This window comes from Microbacterium sp. HA-8 (assembly GCF_046111165.1).
Classification (GTDB): Bacteria; Actinomycetota; Actinomycetes; order Actinomycetales; family Microbacteriaceae; genus Microbacterium.
The window spans coordinates 122,401-137,982 of record NZ_CP162025.1; the positions used below are offsets into that span (position 1 = coordinate 122,401).

Genomic DNA, 15,582 nt, shown 5'->3' on the forward strand with positions numbered 1-15,582 from the left:
GAACGGGGCGGTCTGAACGGGGCCGTTCAGGCCGCGGCGGAGACCAGCGCGGCCACGGCGCTCTCGAAGAACACGCGACCGTCCTCGCCCGAGCGCATCGCGCTGGGCATGTCGGGGCCGAAGCCGAGCTCGACCGCATGCTCGGGGTGCGGCATCAGGCCCACGACGTTGCCGCGCTCGTTGGTGAGCCCGGCGATGTCGCGTAGCGAACCGTTGGGGTTGACGCCGAGGTATCGGAACGCCACCAGGCCCTCGCCCTCGATCCGGTCGAGCGTGTCGTCGTCGGCGATGTAGCCGCCATCGCCGTTCTTGAGCGGAATGACGATCTCCTGCCCCGGCGCGAACCCGTTCGTCCACGCGGTGTCCGCGTTCTCCACTCGCAGCCGCTGGTCGCGGCGGATGAACTGCTGGTGGGCGTTGCGGATCAGGCCGCCGGGCAGCAGATGTGCCTCGACGAGCATCTGGAAGCCGTTGCAGATGCCGAGCACCGGCATCCCCCTGCCCGCCGCGTCTTTGACGTCGGCCATGATCGGCGCGTGCGCGGCGATCGCTCCGGCGCGCAGGTAGTCGCCATAGCTGAAGCCGCCGGGCAGGACAATGGCGTCGACGCCGCGAAGGTCGTGGTCACCGTGCCAGAGCGCCACCGGCTCGGCGCCCGCCACGCGCACGGCGCGCCGCGCGTCGGCGTCGTCGAGCGAGCCGGGAAAGGTGATGACCCCGATGCGCGTGGTCACTCGACGACCTCGATGCCCACGACATCCTCGATGACGGAGTTCGAGAGGATGTCTTCGGCGATCTCACGCGCCTTCGCCAGCACGGCGTCGGTGACGTCGCCGTCGACGGTGAGCTCGAAGCGCTTGCCGATGCGGACGGCGCTGAACTGCTCGACCCCGAGTCGGGTGAGGGCTCCGGTGACGGCCTTTCCCTGCGGGTCCAGCAGCTCGGCCTTGGGCATGACGTCGACGACGATGGTGGGCATTCGAGGCTCCGGATGTCGCGGGTGGGGATCGCGGCAAGTCTAGTCGTCGTCGTCCGCGGGCCCCGTCGCGTCCCGCGTGCAATCCCGCGTGCGGCACGCGGTGGGCGCGGGATCCGCGTTGGGGCGTCGAAATCACGTTGGGGCGCGCTGCAGCACGCCCCAACGGCGTTCTGACGCCCCAACCAACGGCGTTCTGACGCCCCAACGCGAGAGGTGCGCGGCCGTGGGAGCGATCCCACAAAGTGCTTGACAGCGTGGGACCGCTCCCATAGAGTCACGTCTCGATCGGTGGGAGCGTTCCCACGACGGGCCGCAACACCGATGTCTTGCACCCACACACAAAGGAGTGAACGTGAAATCACGCGCACAGCGGCGCATCGCGATCGTCGCAGCCACGGCCGCAGGTTCTGCCCTCGTCCTCGCCGGTTGCGCCGGCGGCGGAGGCGACACCGAGGGCGACGCCGACGGCACCACGACCCTGACGATCGCCACCTTCAACGACTTCGGCTACACCGACGAGCTGCTGCAGGAGTACATGGACGCCAACCCCGGCGTCGAGATCGTGCACAACAAGGCCGCCACGTCGAACGACGCCCGCGCCAACTACTTCCAGAAGCTCGGCAAGACGGGCCTCGCCGACATCGAGGCGGTCGAGATCGACTGGTTCGCCGAGATGATGCAGTACTCCGACCTGCTCGCTCCCGTCCCCGACGACCTCAAGGGCCGCTGGCTCGACTGGAAGGAAGCGGCGGCGACGGATGCCGAGGGCAACCTCGTCGCGTACGGCACCGACATCGGCCCCCAGGCCATCTGCTACCGCGCCGATCTGTTCGCCGAGGCGGGTCTGCCCAGCGACCGCGCGGGAGTCGCCGAGCTGTTCGCGGGGGACTGGGACACCTTCTTCGAGGTCGGAGCGGACTATGTCGCGACGACCGGCAAGCCGTTCATCGACTCGGCGAACTCGGTGCTGCAGGGCATCGTCAACCAGATCGAGTACACCTACGAGGAGCCCGACGGCACGATCATCGCCACCGAGAACCCCGAGGTCCAGGCGGCGTACGAGACCGTCGTCGAGAAGGCGATCCCGATCGCCGCATTCCCCGGCCAGTGGAGTGATGACTGGTACGCCTCGATGGCCAACGGCGAGTTCGCCGCGATGCTCTGCCCGGGCTGGATGCACGGCATCATCTCGGGCGAGGCGCCCGACGTCGCCGGGTGGGACATCGCCGATGTCTTCCCGGGCGGCGGCGGCAACTGGGGCGGGTCGTACCTGACCGTGCCCGCCGACGGCGAGAACGTCGAGGCGGCGCAGGCACTGGCCGACTGGCTGACGGCACCCGAGCAGCAGGTCAAGGCGTTCGTCAACGCGGGCACGTTCCCGAGCCAGACCGACGCGTACGGCGACACCAACCTCACCGGCTTCACCAACGCGTACTTCAACGACGCCCCCACCGGCGAGATCGGCGTGGCGCGGGCCGAGGCCGTCACCGTCTCGCCCTTCAAGGGACCGAAGTACTTCCAGTTCCACGACGCGCTGCAGAACGCCGTGACGCGCGTGTTCGACGGCCTCGAGACCCCCGAGGTCTCGTGGGAGAGCTGGGTGACCGAGGTGTCGGCCTTCTAGGCCGGCCACCGAGCGGGGCCCCGTCATCCGATCCGGGATGCCGGGGCCCCGACATCCACCCTCTCTCGTCACCGCCCGCCGCAAAGGATCCCCCGTGACCGTCACCGCCACGCGCCCGTCCGTGCAGGACGAGGCTCCGCCGCCCCGCGCACCCCGAGTGCTCTCGTTCAGTCAGAGGCTCAGCCGCTTCGACCTCAAGGTCTCGCCCTACCTCTACATCTCGCCGTTCTTCATCCTCTTCGCGATCACGGGGCTCTTCCCCATCGTCTTCACCGCGGTGATCTCATTCCAGGACTGGGACCTCGTGCGGGGGGAGGGCACGTTCGTCGGGTTCGACCAGTACATCTGGATCCTGCAGCAGCCTCACTTCTGGACGGCCCTGCGCAACACCTTCAGCATCTTCCTGCTCTCGACGGTGCCGCAGCTGGTCGCGGCGGTCTTCATCGCGGCGCTGCTCGACCGGAACATCCGCGCCAAGACGTTCTGGCGCATGGGCGTGCTGCTGCCCTACATCGTGGCCCCGGTCGCGGTCGCGCTGATCTTCTCCAACCTCTTCGCCGACCGGTTCGGTCTCGTCAACACCCTGCTCGGCGGCGTCGGCATCGGACCGATCCCCTGGCACACCGATCCGTTCTGGAGCCACGTCGCCATCGCGACGATGGTCAACTTCCGCTGGACCGGCTACAACACGCTGATCCTGCTGGCGGCCATGCAGGCGGTCAACCGGGACTACTACGAGGCCGCCTCGATCGACGGCGCGGGCGCGTTCCGGCAGTTCGTCTCGATCACCCTGCCCTCGCTCAAGCCGACGCTGATCTTCGTCATCATCACCTCGACGATCGGCGGGCTGCAGATCTTCGACGAACCGCGCATGTACGACCAGTTCGGCCGCGGCGGCGCCGCGCAGCAGTGGCTGACGATCACCCTGTACCTCTACGACATCGGCTGGGGGCAGTGGAACTTCGGCCGCGCGGCGGCGATGGCCTGGATCCTCTTCCTGATCATCCTCGTGATCGGCCTGATCAACCTGCTCGTCACCCGTTCCCTCGTCCGCGACGAGGGCAAGCGCGGGGCGATGACGCGCGCATACCGGCGCGCCGTCCGCCGCGCACGAAAGGACGCCCGATGACCTCGCTCGGCACACCCCCTCTCGCGATCACCGAGAGCAGCATCCCGAATGCACGCAAGAGCCGTCGCGGCGCCCGCGCGATCCGCATCCGCGGCAACCGGCCGGGCGTCTGGACGTACGTCGCGCTCGGCGTCGTGCTGGTCGGCTCGATCTTTCCGTTCTACTGGTCGTTCCTGATCGGCTCGGGCGATTCGACGACGATCCGCGACCCGAACATGTCGTGGATCCCGGGCGGGAACTTCTTCGCCAACGCCGCCTCGGTCATGAACGATCCGGCCGTGAACTTCTGGCCGGCGCTGTGGAACTCGATCTACAGCTCCGCCCTCATCGCGCTCTCGGTGGTGGCGTTCTCGACCCTCGCCGGGTGGGCCTTCGCCAAGCTCCGCTTCCGCGGCAGCGGATGGCTGCTCGTCTTCGTCATCGCCACCATGGCGGTGCCGATGCAGCTGGGCGTCGTGCCCCTGTACATCCTCTTCAGCGATCTCGGCTGGACGGGCAGCATCGGCGCGATCATCATCCCGTCCCTCACGAGCGCGTTCGGGGTCTTCTGGATGACGCAGTATCTGCGCCAGTCCGTCCCCGACGAGCTGATCGAGGCGGCTCGGGTGGACGGGGCATCGATGATCCGCACGTTCTGGACGGTCGGGCTGGTCGCCGCGCGGCCCGCCGCGGCGATGTTGGGCCTGTTCACCTTCGTCACGGCGTGGAACAACTTCTTCTGGCCCTTCATCGTGCTCGACCGGCAGAACCCCACGCTCCCGGTGGCGCTGTCGCTCCTGCAGTCCAACTACTTCGTCGACTACTCGATCGTGCTCGCCGGCGTGCTCCTGTCGACCATCCCCCTGCTCATCCTCTTCGTGTTCGCCGGAAAGCAGCTCGTGAGTGGGATCATGCAGGGAGCAGTCAAGGGCTGAGGGATGCCGTCCGCCGGCATCCCTCGACCGTCACATCCGCTGAGAGAGGAGCGCGTGATGAGCGTGCCCGAAACGCGTCCGTTTCCGAGTGACTTCCTGTTCGGTGCGGCCACCGCCGCGTACCAGATCGAGGGAGCAGCCTTCGAAGACGGGCGGACAGCATCCATCTGGGACGCGTTCGCCCGCGTGCCCGGCGCCGTGATCAACGCCGACAACGGCGATGTCGCGTGCGACCACTACCACCGCTATCGCGACGACGTCGCCCTCATGAAGCGCCTCGGCCTGCAGACGTACCGCTTCTCGACATCCTGGTCACGGGTGCGTCCCGACGGGGGCGCGGTCAACCCCGCGGGCCTGGATTTCTACAAACGCCTGGTCGACGAGCTGCGCGCGGCGGACATCATCCCGTGGCTCACGCTCTACCACTGGGACATGCCCCAGGCGCTCGAGGAGAAAGGCGGCTGGACCGCCCGTGACACCGTCGATCGCTTCGCCGAGTACGCGCTGTCGATGCACGACGCGCTGGGCGACCGCGTCGACATCTGGACGACCCTCAACGAGCCGTGGTGCTCGTCTTTCCTCAGCTACACCGCGGGGCTGCACGCCCCGGGGCGGCAGAGCGTCACCGACGGGGTGCTCGCCGCGCACCACCTGCTGCTCGGGCACGGCACGGTCGTGCGCGAGCTGCGGGCCCGCGACGCGGCGCTCGAGCTCGGCATCACGCTCAACCTGACGGTCGCCGAGCCCGCCGACCCGGCCGACCCCGCCGATGTCGACGCCGCGCGCCGCATCGACGGGCAGTTCAACCGGTGGTTCCTCGACCCGATCTTCCGGGGCCAGTACCCGGCCGACATCCTCGAAGACCTCGCGGGGGTGGATGCTGCGGCCCGCGCCGCCCTCGACGCCGCCATCCTGCCCGAAGACCTCGAGACGATCGCGGCGCCCATCGATTCGCTCGGCGTGAACTACTACCACGGCGAATTCGTCGGCGGTCGCGAGGCGGCGGATCCCCCGAAGCCCGGGGACGCCCCCACGGATCGCGAGGGGCGCTCCCCGTTCCCCTCGCACGAGGGCATCTTCTGGCACGAGCGCGGGCTGCCCCGCACGTCGATGAACTGGGAGGTGCAGCCCCGCGGGCTGACGAGCCTGCTCCAGCGGGTCTGGGACGAGTACGCGCGACCGGCGGGCACGACGCTGTACGTGACCGAGAACGGGGCGGCCTACGACGACGTCGTGACGCCGACCGACGCCGGCCCGCGCGTGCACGATGCCGAGCGCCGCGACTTCGTGCGGGTGCACCTCGCGGCGATCCTCGACGCGATCGAGGCGCGAGTCGATGTGCGCGGATACTTCTACTGGTCCCTGCTCGACAATTACGAGTGGGCCTGGGGGTACGAGAAGCGCTTCGGGATCGTTCGCGTGGACTACGACACCCAGGAGCGCACGGTGAAGGACAGCGGCCTGGAGTATGGTCGCATCATCGCCGCGCGCGCCCTCGACCCGGAGCCGGCCGCGGGGCACTGACCGCCGTCCGGGCCGCATCCGGGCCCCGGCGCCGTTCGCGTCGCCCCGGGCCCGCGTGGCCCCACCCGATGAGAGAAGCCATGGCCACCGACGCCGTTCGCGCCACCCCGACGATCGAACAGGTCGCCGCGGCGGCAGGGGTGTCGCGCTCGACCGTGTCGCGGGTCGTGAACGGCTCGAGCGCCGTCAGCCCCGAGGCGCTCGCGGCCGTCAAGGGCGCCATCGAACGCCTGGCGTACGTTCCCAACCGCGCGGCACGCTCGCTCGCGAGCCGGCAGACCCACGCGATCGCGCTCGTCGTGCCCGAGGACGCCTCGCAGTTCTTCGGCGATCCCTACTTCGCCGGGATCGTCACGGGGATCAGTCGGCGGATCAGTGAGAGCGACTACCTGCTGAACCTCATCATCGCGTCGGACGATCCGAGCAACAAGACGGCGTCGTATGTGCGCAGCGGCACGATCGATGGGGCGCTCGTGGCCTCACATCACGCCGAGGACCGTTTCATCGACGCGATCGCTGCGGCCGTGCCGCTCGTCTTCGGCGGCAGGCCCGCGCAGTGGAGCGACACGCATCACTTCGTCGACGTCGACAACGTCGCTGGGGCGCGCCTCGCGACCCAGCACCTCATCGAGCGCGGGCGCACGCGCATCGCGACGATCACGGGTCCGCTGTCGATGCCCGCGGGTGTCGACCGGCTCGCGGGCTGGAGCGCCGCCCTTGCCGAGGCGGGGCTCGCCGAGGGGCCCGCCGAGGACGGCGGCTTCAAGCCCGAACTCGCGGAGGACGCGATGCGCCGGATCCTCGCGAGCGGCCGCGAGTTCGACGCCCTCTTCGTTGCGAGCGACATGATGGCGCGCGCCGCGATCCGTGTGCTCACCGCCGCGGGCATCAGGGTTCCCCAGGACGTCGCGATCGTCGGCTACGACGATTCGCCGGTCGCGACCGACCGGGAACCGCAGCTGACGACGATCCGCCAGCCGCTCGAGCAGATGGGCGAGACGATGGCGTCGCTGCTGATCCAGGTGCTCGCGGGAACGGCCCCGGCCGAGCGGGCGCTGATCATGCCCACCGAGCTTGTGGTTCGCGAGACGACCTGACCCCAGCATCCTGGCGGTCTTGCATGTCCCACTTTCTGTCGCCTCGCGCAGGCGCAGGCGACAGAAAGTGGGACACCCAAGTCAGGCGCCGGTGGGGCGCTCGGGACAGAGCGGTGCTCAGCCGCGCCCGGGTACGGTCGCGTGCAGCAGGTTGGCCCAGGGATCGTCGAACTCGAGGGTGCGGCCGTCGTCGCGCACGGGCGTGCCGTGGTGCCTCAACCGCTCGCCGAGGGAACCCAGGGCATCGGCATCCGGCAGCACGAGGTCGATGCGACCGAGCCCCAGCGCGGGCATACGGGGTCCTGCACCGCGCGAGTTCCACACGTTCATCGCCATGTGGTGGTGGTATCCGCCCGCACTGACAAAGAGGGCCTGACCCCCGTAGTCGAGCGTCTCGTCGAAGCCGAGGCGAGTGACGTAGAACTCGCGCGCCGTCGTGACGTCGCCCACCGAGAGGTGCACGTGCCCGATGGATGCCGGAGCCGCGCGCCGCGCGTCGCCTGAGTAATCCGCGGTCAGATGCTCTGCCAGAAAGGCGTTCGGGTCGAGGGAGAGCGTGGCCATCTCGACCCGGCCGTGCGTCCAGGACCATTCGGTACGAGCGCGATCCCAGTAGAGCTCGACGCCGTTGCTCTCGGGATCGGTGAGGTAGAAGGCCTGGCTGACGAGATGATCGGCGCTGCCTGTGAACGTCTGCGGCGCGCGGGAGGCGACCGAGTACAGTGCGGCCGCGAGGGCGGCCTGCGTCTCGAAGACGATGGCTGTGTGGAACAGCCCCGCGGACTGCGGCGCCGCGGCGCGCAGGTGCGGGCTGTGTCTCAGGACGACGATCGGTCGTGCGGCGCGGCCGAGCGTGACCGAATCGCCTTCGGCTCCCAGCACCTGCAGCGTGATCACGTCGCGGTAGAACCCGGTCATCCCGTCGAGGTCGCCGACGTCGAGGGTCACGGGCCCCATTGCCGTCGCCGGGGCGAGCCCGTTGGACGTATTCATATTCACGTGCATGCTCAACCGAGTTCGGGCGCGGTGCATTCCGGGCTGGTGCCACCATCCGCACGATCGCTGGTGCTGAGGTGGCCTCGAGATACGGATGAGGCAGTGTCCTGCTTCTGCTCGTGCGGATGCCGCCCGTCACTCGCTGCCATGTCGAGGCGTGTCCCACTTTTTGTCGCCTCGCGCAGGCGCAGGCGACAAAAAGTGGGACACCCAAGTCAGGCGCCGGTGAGGCGCGTGAGCAGCTCGCGATAGCGCGCGAGCGTGCGCTCGACGACCTCGCTCGGCAGCGCCGGCGGCTCGCCCGTCTTGTCCCAGTGGGCGGCGAGCCAGTCGCGCACGATCTGCTTGTCGAAGCTGGCCATGCGCTCCTGCGGTGATCCGCCCGCGTGCCATGCGGCAGCATCCCAGTACCGCGACGAGTCGCTCGTGAGCACTTCGTCGGCGAGGCGCAGAACGCCGCGTTCGTCGGTGCCGAACTCGAACTTCGTGTCGGCGAGGATCAGACCGCGCGCCTCCGCGAGCGCGGCCGCTCGGCCGTAGATCGCCAGCGACGCGTCGCGCAGCTCGGCGGCACGTGCCGGGCCGACGAGCTCGACCGTGCGCTCGTACGTGATGTTCTCGTCGTGCTCGCCGAGAGGCGCCTTGTAGGCAGGGGTGTAGATCGGCTCGGGCAGCCGATCGCCGTTGCCAAGGCCCGAGGGCAGCGGGATGCCGCACACCGTTCCCTCGGCGTCGTACTCGGCCCAGCCCGACCCGGTCAGGTATCCGCGCACGACGCACTCGATCGGCGCCATCTCGAGAGAGCGGACGACCATCGCGCGCCCGGTGACAGCATCCGGGATCGTCTCGTGCGCCTCGTCGTCCGCTCCGAGCTCGGCGGAGGCGGCGAGGTGATTGGGTACCGCGGGCCCGCCGTCGGCGCCCGCGAGCTGGTCGAACCACCACAGGCTCAGCGTCGTCAGCAGCTCGCCCTTGCCCGGGATGCCGGGCTCGAGCACATGATCGAACGCGCTGACCCGGTCGGAGGCGACGACGAGCATCCGCTCGGGCGCTCCGCCGTCGGGGGTCGCGGCGGGCACGAACAGGTCGCGCACCTTGCCGGAGTAGACGTGCCGCCAGCCGGGAAGATCGAGGGGGGAGCTCACCCGCCCATTATCCCGGGGTGCGCGGCGGGCTGGGAATGCCCTGGGTTTGCGGGACGGGGATGCTGTCGCCCGGCCCCTACGAGACGACCCGTGCCGCGATGTCGGTGCGGAAGTGCGCGCCCTCCAGGGTGATCCGGCCGAGGGCGTCGTATGCGCGCTCGCGCGCCTGCCCGAAGGTCTCGCCCACGGCGACGACGTTGAGGACTCGACCGCCGGTGGCGATCAGTCCGTCAGCGCCGCCGTCGCCGGTCGCGGCGTGGGCCAGGTGCACACCCGGCACAGCGGCCGCGGCATCCGTGCCGGTGAGAGCGCGCCCCGTGACGGGCGACTCCGGGTAGCCCTCGCTCGCGAGCACGACGGTGACGGCGCAGTCGGGGGCGAACCGCGGCGCGGGGTGGTGGTCGAGCGTGCCCGAGGCGGCGGCCATGAGCAGCTCGGAGAGCGGCGTCACCAGGCGCGGCAGCACGACCTGGGTCTCGGGGTCGCCGAACCGCGCGTTGAACTCGATGACCTTGACGCCGGAATCCGTCAAGATGAGCCCCGCGTAGAGCAGCCCGATGAACGGCGTGCCTTCGGCGTCGAGGCGGCGGATCACGGGCTCGGCGACCGTGCGGGTGACCTGCTCGACGAATTCGGCCTCGCTGCCGAAAGTCTCGGCCAGCCACGGCAGTGGCGAATAGGCGCCCATGCCGCCGGTGTTGGGCCCGGCGTCGCCGTCGAGGGCGCGCTTGTAATCCTGCGCGGGGCTCAGCGGCAGGACGGTGTCGCCGTCGGAGACGAAGAACAGCGACACCTCGGGCCCGGAGAGGAACTCCTCGACGAGGATCGGACCGGTCGGCAGGTAGGTCTCGGCGTGCGCGAGAGCGGCCGCCCGGTCGCCGGTGACGACGACGCCCTTGCCTGCGGCGAGTCCATCGGCCTTGACCACGTGCGGGGCACCGTATCCGTCGAGCGCCGCGGCGACCTCGGCGAGACTCGTCGCCCGCGTCGCGCGCCCCGTCGGCACGCCGGCTTCGTGCATGATGCGCTTGGCGAATGCCTTCGATCCCTCGAGGGCCGCGGCGGCCTTGCCGGGCCCGAAGACGGGGATGCCCCGCTCGCGCAGAGCGTCGGCCACGCCCGCGACGAGGGGGGCCTCCGGTCCGATCACGACGAGGTCGACGTTGTCGTCGCCGGCGAACTCGACGACGGCGGCCGCATCGACCGGGTCGAGGTCGACGATCGTCGCGTCGCGGGCGATGCCGGCGTTGCCGGGAGAGGCGAAGATCTCGTGCGCCGCCGCTTCGGCGCGGAGGGCGAGGATGATGGCGTGCTCGCGCGCGCCCGAGCCGAGGACCAGGATTCTCACCCGGTCAGCCTACCGAGCCGCCCCGTCGGGCACGGTTCTGTGCCCGCGCATCGGCTGTGTGCCCGCGCATCGGCCGCATCCCGCAACAGTCGTCTCCCCGCGCATCACTTGCGGGGCGGCGCATCGCGCACGCGGCGCCGACGCGCGGGTAGCGTGACAGCGTGCCCCGCAAGATCTCGACCGACGACGGCCGCAACGCGCTCGCGGTGGTGGCTGCAGCATCCACGCCCTCGCGCGCCGCGCTCGGCACAGCCGTGCGGTACCTGCTGCAGCTGCTCGCCGAGAAGGCGCCCGGCAACTCCGTCGAGATGCGGGTGCCGCCTTTCGGCGCGGTGCAGGTCGTCCAGGGTCCGCGGCACACGCGCGGCACGCCCCCGAACGTCGTCGAGACCGATCCCGCGACCTGGATCGGTCTCGCGACGGGCGCGGAGCAGTGGGTGGATGCTGTCGCCCGCGGCGCGATCCACGCCTCGGGCACGCGCGCCGATCTGTCGGACCTGTTGCCCCTGCGTCCCTGACGCGGGCCACCGCCCGCCCCCCGGTCCCGGCGAACCCACATTTTTGCAGCGAGCCACCATTCGTCGCGTGGTGGCTCGCTGCAAAAATGTGGGCTCGGCGCCGCGACAGCCACCGCCCGCGGCGCGCCCGGCGGTGCGACAATGAAAGGGTGAGTACCGCGCAGCCCGAGCAGCCCGCCGAGGGGCAGACCCCGACGGATGCCACGGGCGCCCGCCCCGACGGCACGACCGACGGCACGACCGACGGCGCCGCCCCCCGCCAGCGCGAGCACTGGGTGAGCGACGAGATCGTCGCCGCGAAGGTGCGCAGCGTTCCGCGTTACGGCGTGTTCCTCACGCTCGGCTTCGTCCTGGGCGCGGTCGTCGCGCTGATCCTGACCTTCACCTATCGCGGCACCGTCGAGGCCAGCCAGATCACGGGCGCGATGTACTCGCCGATGCAGGTGTTCGGGTTCCTGACGCTGATCCTCGGCGCCATCGGCATGGGCATCGCCGGGTGCGTCGCCCTGATTCTCGATCGCGTCATCGGCCGTCACGCGCGCACGGTCATCGCCGATCGGGAGACCGTCGTCGATTCCTGACGAAAGACGCGCGGGACCGGGGATCAGGCCAGCTCGGCGATGATCGGGTGGATCGCCGCGTCGAAGGCGACGACGTCGCTGCGCAGCCCGTCGGTCACGGCGATCGTCAGCGACCCGATCCACCACAGGCCGCGCTGACTGAGGGGGAGGATCTGCACGTTCAGCTCGAAGGAGTGGGCGCGACGCCCCACCGCGCGCTCGTGCTGCGCGATGGCGCCGGCGTAGGCGCGATACGACACGCCCGTGCGCCCGAGTGCGTCGCCGGCGTGGCGATCGTGGGCGGCACGCGCGAACTCCAGCACATCGGTGTGCGCGGCGAACTCCGCCCGCAGCTCGTCGAAGCCCTCGACGGGCAGGGCGACGTGCGTGTCGAATCCCTCGATCAACTCGAGCGGCCCGGTCGCAGGATGGGCCTGAGGCTCGACCGTCATGGCCCAGTACTCGCGCCATTGGCGCTCGAGCACGTCCTGAGCGGCAGCATCCCGTGTCGGCTTCTGCGAGGGCAGGCCGCGCAGGGGCGGAAGCTCCTCCGGGGCGCGGATGCCGATGCGCTGGCGCAGCGCGAGAGCGATCACCACGGCGACGCTTGCGTCCTCGCGGATCACCCACTCCGGTCCTCCGGCGCTTGGCATGCCGTCATTGTAGGGCGGGCCCGGGTCGCGGCGGGTGGCCCCGGCGTCGGATCCCCGGCGGCCGGGTAGTCTGTTCGGGTGGCCGCACCCTCCCACGAATCCCCCGCGAATCCCTACGCCGCTGCAGGCGTCGACACCGCGGCCGGCGATCTCGCCGTCGAGCTGATGAAAGCCGCCGTCCGGCGAACCCACGGGCCCGAAGTGCAGGGCGGTGTTGGCGGCTTCGCCGGCCTTTTCGACGCCCGCGCCCTCCGTGACTACACGCACCCGCTGCTGGCGACCAGCACCGACGGCGTCGGCACCAAGGTGGCGATCGCCCAGGCGATCGACAAGCACGACACCGTCGGCCAGGACCTCGTGGGCATGGTGGTCGACGACATCATCGTCGTGGGTGCCAAGCCCCTCTTCATGACCGACTACATCGCGTGCGGAAAGGTCGTGCCCGAGCGCATCGCCGCCATCGTCGCGGGCATCGCCGAGGGCTGTGCGCAGACGGGCACCGCTCTCATCGGCGGAGAGACCGCCGAGCATCCGGGCCTGCTCGGCCCCGCCGACTACGACATCGCGGGTGCTGCGACGGGCGTCGTCGAGGCGGGGCGCGTGCTGGGCGCCGACCGGGTGCGCGCAGGCGACGTCGTGCTGGCGCTCGCCTCGAGCGGCCTGCACTCCAACGGCTACTCGCTCGTGCGCCACATCGTGGCGGGGCGCGGCATCCGCTACGGGGATGTCGCCCCCGATCTCGGCGAGCACGGCACGACGTGGGGTGAGGCGCTGCTCGAGCCCACGCGCCTGTACACCTCGCCCCTGCTGCGCATGATCGACCGGCTCGGCGATGGCACGCACTCTCTCAGTCACGTCACCGGCGGCGGGATCGCGGCGAACCTCGCGCGCGTGCTGCCCCGCGGCACGTGGGTCGACCTCGACCGTTCGACGTGGTCGCCGCCTCCGGTCTTCCGTGTGCTCGCCGAAGCGGGCGATCTCTCGCTCGAAGACACCGAGGGCACCTGGAACCTCGGCATCGGGTTTCTCGCCGTCGTCGACCCGGCCGCCGCGGGCGCGGCGATGGCCGAGCTCGCGGCCGACGGCATCGCCGCGTGGCAGGTCGGCGAGGTGCACGCCGGAACGCCCGGGGACGAGGGCTACGAACAGGGCGCGAAGGGCGTCGACGGCGGCGCCGTGCGTCTGGTCGGCGCCTACGGAGGGCACAGCCCGGCGGTCGCCGGCACGGACGGAGCGAAGTAACACCCATGTGCGGCATCGTCGGAATGGTCGGTCAGGGGCCGGTCAACCAGGACATCTACGACTCTCTGCTGCTGCTCCAGCACCGCGGGCAGGACTCGACGGGCATCGCGACCGCCGAGCCGAACGGCATCTTCCACATCGCGAAGGCCCGGGGACAGGTGCGCGAGGCATTCCGCACCCGTGACATGCGCGGACTCCTCGGCACGATCGGACTCGGACACGTGCGGTACGCCACGAAGGGCACCGCGGGCAACGAGGAGGAGGCGCAGCCGTTCTACGTCAACGCCCCCTACGGCATCGTGCTCGTGCACAACGGCAACCTGACCAACACGCGCGAGCTCACGCAGGAGCTGTTCTCCAAGGACCGGCGCCACCTCAACACCAGCTCCGACACCGAGCTGCTCGTCAACGTGCTGGCCAATGAGCTGCAGTCCTCGATCTCGGGGCTCGATCTCGACCCGGAACAGATCTTCCAGGCGGTCAGCCGTGTGCACGAGCGCGTCGAGGGCTCCTATGCCACCATCGCGCTCATCGCCGGCTACGGGCTGCTCGCCTTCCGCGATCCGTTCGGCATCCGCCCGCTGATCCTCGGCACCCGCAAGACCGAGGCGGGCGGCTACGAGTGGATGGTCGCCTCCGAGTCGCTCGTGCTCGAGAACGGCGACTACGAGGTCGTGCGCGACGTCATGCCCGGCGAGGCGGTCTTCATCGACCTCGAGGGGCGTCTGCACACCCGCCAGTGCGCCGCCGACCCGCGGCTCGTGCCGTGCTCTTTCGAGTACGTCTATCTCGCGCGACCCGACTCGATCATGAACGGCATCTCGGTCTACGAGGCGCGCCTGCGCATGGGAGACCGGCTCGCCGACACGATCGCCAAGTACACGCCCTCGGGCGCGATCGACGTCGTGATGCCGATCCCGGACTCGGCTCGCCCCGCCGCGATGCAGGTCGCGCGCAAGCTCGGCATCGAGTACCGCGAAGGGTTCTACAAGAACCGCTACGTCGGGCGGACGTTCATCATGCCCGGCCAGGCCGTGCGTCGAAAGAGCGTACGCCAGAAGCTCAACGCCATGTCGAGCGAGTTCAAGGGCAAGAACGTGTTGCTCATCGACGACTCGATCGTGCGCGGCACCACGAGCCAGCAGATCATCCAGATGGCGCGGGATGCCGGGGCCACCTCGGTGACGTTCGCCTCGGCCGCGCCGCCTGTGCGCTTTCCGCACGTGTACGGCATCAACATGCCCTCGCGTCAGGAGCTCGTCGCGCACGATCGCACGATCCCCGAGATCGCCGAGGAGCTCGGCGCGGACTACATCGTCTATCAGGAGGTCGAGGACCTCAAGGCCGCGATCCTCGAGGGATCAGACCTCGACGACCTCGACATGAGCTGCTTCGACGGCCGATACGTGACCGGCACCGTCTCGGATGAGTATCTCGCCTGGGTCGAGGGCACGCAGACCTCCTGAGGCCTCTTCGACGGACTCGCGGGGCCGGGCTCAGACCCCTGCGACGGGCTCAGACCTCTGCGACGGGCCCGGGGGCCGCGCCGAAGGAACCGGCGCCGTGCCGATGAGTCTGCACGAGTCGGCGGGTCAGGCCTTCTCGTCTTCGTATTCGTCCGCGTACTCGTCTGCCCACTTGTCGACGTAGGCGTCGTCGTCTCCCTCGGGGTGACCGAGTTCGCGTTCCAGCGCCGAGTAGTTCACCGACGGGCTGTACGACTTGAGTTCGCGGGCGATCTTGGTGTGTTTCGCCTTCTGACGGCCACGCCCCATGCGAGACCCCCTCACGACTAGGGCTGCGGGCTTGGTTTCGCTGGACCCGCCGCATTCACGGGACCGGCTCGAGGCCGG

Annotated in this window: 16 protein-coding genes; 9 read left to right on the top strand and 7 right to left on the bottom strand. The window is 70.0% G+C overall.

Annotated features, from left to right (window positions below):
* Window positions 1-26: 26 nt before the first annotated feature.
* Entirely contained in the window at window positions 27-734 is a 708-nt protein-coding gene (gene purQ, locus AB2L57_RS00600; protein ID WP_292815763.1) for a phosphoribosylformylglycinamidine synthase subunit PurQ, read from the bottom strand.
* Window positions 731-979 carry a phosphoribosylformylglycinamidine synthase subunit PurS gene (purS, locus tag AB2L57_RS00605; protein WP_292815766.1) on the bottom strand — a complete coding sequence of 83 codons (249 nt, stop codon included), beginning with the start codon at window positions 977-979 and terminating at the stop codon, window positions 731-733. The genes purQ and purS overlap by 4 nt, the downstream gene beginning before the upstream one ends.
* A 352-nt stretch (window positions 980-1,331) precedes the next feature.
* On the opposite strand from purS, the gene AB2L57_RS00610 reads away from it, so the two are divergent.
* The 5 genes from AB2L57_RS00610 to AB2L57_RS00630 all read left to right on the top strand — a co-directional run bounded on the left by AB2L57_RS00610 (window position 1,332) and on the right by AB2L57_RS00630 (window position 7,267).
* Entirely contained in the window at window positions 1,332-2,603 is a 1,272-nt protein-coding gene (locus AB2L57_RS00610) for an ABC transporter substrate-binding protein (protein WP_409047821.1), read from the top strand.
* A 94-nt stretch (window positions 2,604-2,697) separates the two neighbouring features.
* A complete protein-coding gene (locus AB2L57_RS00615; RefSeq protein ID WP_409047822.1) occupies window positions 2,698-3,732 on the top strand; it encodes a carbohydrate ABC transporter permease in 1,035 nt (344 codons plus the stop codon).
* Window positions 3,729-4,646 (top strand): carbohydrate ABC transporter permease, encoded by a 918-nt coding sequence (locus AB2L57_RS00620; RefSeq protein ID WP_409047823.1) that lies wholly within the window; start codon window positions 3,729-3,731, stop codon window positions 4,644-4,646. The genes AB2L57_RS00615 and AB2L57_RS00620 overlap by 4 nt, the downstream gene beginning before the upstream one ends.
* 57 nt (window positions 4,647-4,703) lie before the next feature.
* Window positions 4,704-6,170, top strand: a complete 1,467-nt coding sequence (locus AB2L57_RS00625) for a GH1 family beta-glucosidase (protein WP_409047824.1) — start codon at window positions 4,704-4,706, stop codon at window positions 6,168-6,170.
* 80 nt (window positions 6,171-6,250) lie between these two features.
* Entirely contained in the window at window positions 6,251-7,267 is a 1,017-nt protein-coding gene (locus tag AB2L57_RS00630; protein WP_292813622.1) for a LacI family DNA-binding transcriptional regulator, read from the top strand.
* 117 nt (window positions 7,268-7,384) lie between these two features.
* On the opposite strand, the gene AB2L57_RS00635 is transcribed toward AB2L57_RS00630, so the two are convergent.
* From AB2L57_RS00635 to purD, 3 genes are all read right to left on the bottom strand, one after another.
* Window positions 7,385-8,260 carry a VOC family protein gene (locus tag AB2L57_RS00635; RefSeq protein ID WP_409047825.1) on the bottom strand — a complete coding sequence of 292 codons (876 nt, stop codon included), beginning with the start codon at window positions 8,258-8,260 and terminating at the stop codon, window positions 7,385-7,387.
* Between the two features lie 218 nt (window positions 8,261-8,478).
* Entirely contained in the window at window positions 8,479-9,408 is a 930-nt protein-coding gene (locus AB2L57_RS00640) for a phosphoribosylaminoimidazolesuccinocarboxamide synthase (protein WP_292813619.1), read from the bottom strand.
* A gap of 76 nt (window positions 9,409-9,484) precedes the next feature.
* Window positions 9,485-10,756 (bottom strand): phosphoribosylamine--glycine ligase, encoded by a 1,272-nt coding sequence (gene purD / locus AB2L57_RS00645; RefSeq protein WP_409047826.1) that lies wholly within the window; start codon window positions 10,754-10,756, stop codon window positions 9,485-9,487.
* Between the two features lie 161 nt (window positions 10,757-10,917).
* Here purD and AB2L57_RS00650 point away from each other — a divergent pair, with 161 nt between their 5' ends.
* Together AB2L57_RS00650 and AB2L57_RS00655 are read left to right on the top strand one after the other, a co-directional pair.
* Window positions 10,918-11,274, top strand: coding sequence for a sterol carrier family protein (locus tag AB2L57_RS00650; RefSeq protein WP_292813614.1), 357 nt, complete (start codon window positions 10,918-10,920; stop codon window positions 11,272-11,274).
* Window positions 11,275-11,423: 149 nt separating this feature from the next.
* Window positions 11,424-11,855 carry a hypothetical protein gene (locus tag AB2L57_RS00655; RefSeq protein WP_292813612.1) on the top strand — a complete coding sequence of 144 codons (432 nt, stop codon included), beginning with the start codon at window positions 11,424-11,426 and terminating at the stop codon, window positions 11,853-11,855.
* A gap of 23 nt (window positions 11,856-11,878) precedes the next feature.
* Here the strand turns inward: AB2L57_RS00655 and AB2L57_RS00660 are convergent, their stop codons facing one another.
* Window positions 11,879-12,487 carry a zinc-binding alcohol dehydrogenase gene (locus tag AB2L57_RS00660; protein WP_292813609.1) on the bottom strand — a complete coding sequence of 203 codons (609 nt, stop codon included), beginning with the start codon at window positions 12,485-12,487 and terminating at the stop codon, window positions 11,879-11,881.
* A gap of 78 nt (window positions 12,488-12,565) precedes the next feature.
* On the opposite strand from AB2L57_RS00660, the gene purM reads away from it, so the two are divergent.
* Together purM and purF are read left to right on the top strand one after the other, a co-directional pair.
* Entirely contained in the window at window positions 12,566-13,729 is a 1,164-nt protein-coding gene (gene purM / locus AB2L57_RS00665; RefSeq protein WP_409047827.1) for a phosphoribosylformylglycinamidine cyclo-ligase, read from the top strand.
* A 5-nt stretch (window positions 13,730-13,734) separates the two neighbouring features.
* On the top strand, window positions 13,735-15,195 hold the full coding sequence (purF, locus tag AB2L57_RS00670; RefSeq protein WP_292813604.1) for an amidophosphoribosyltransferase: 1,461 nt from the start codon (window positions 13,735-13,737) through the stop codon (window positions 15,193-15,195).
* Window positions 15,196-15,321: 126 nt separating this feature from the next.
* Here the strand turns inward: purF and AB2L57_RS00675 are convergent, their stop codons facing one another.
* On the bottom strand, window positions 15,322-15,504 hold the full coding sequence (locus AB2L57_RS00675; protein ID WP_292813601.1) for a DUF3073 domain-containing protein: 183 nt from the start codon (window positions 15,502-15,504) through the stop codon (window positions 15,322-15,324).
* Window positions 15,505-15,582 lie beyond the last annotated feature (78 nt).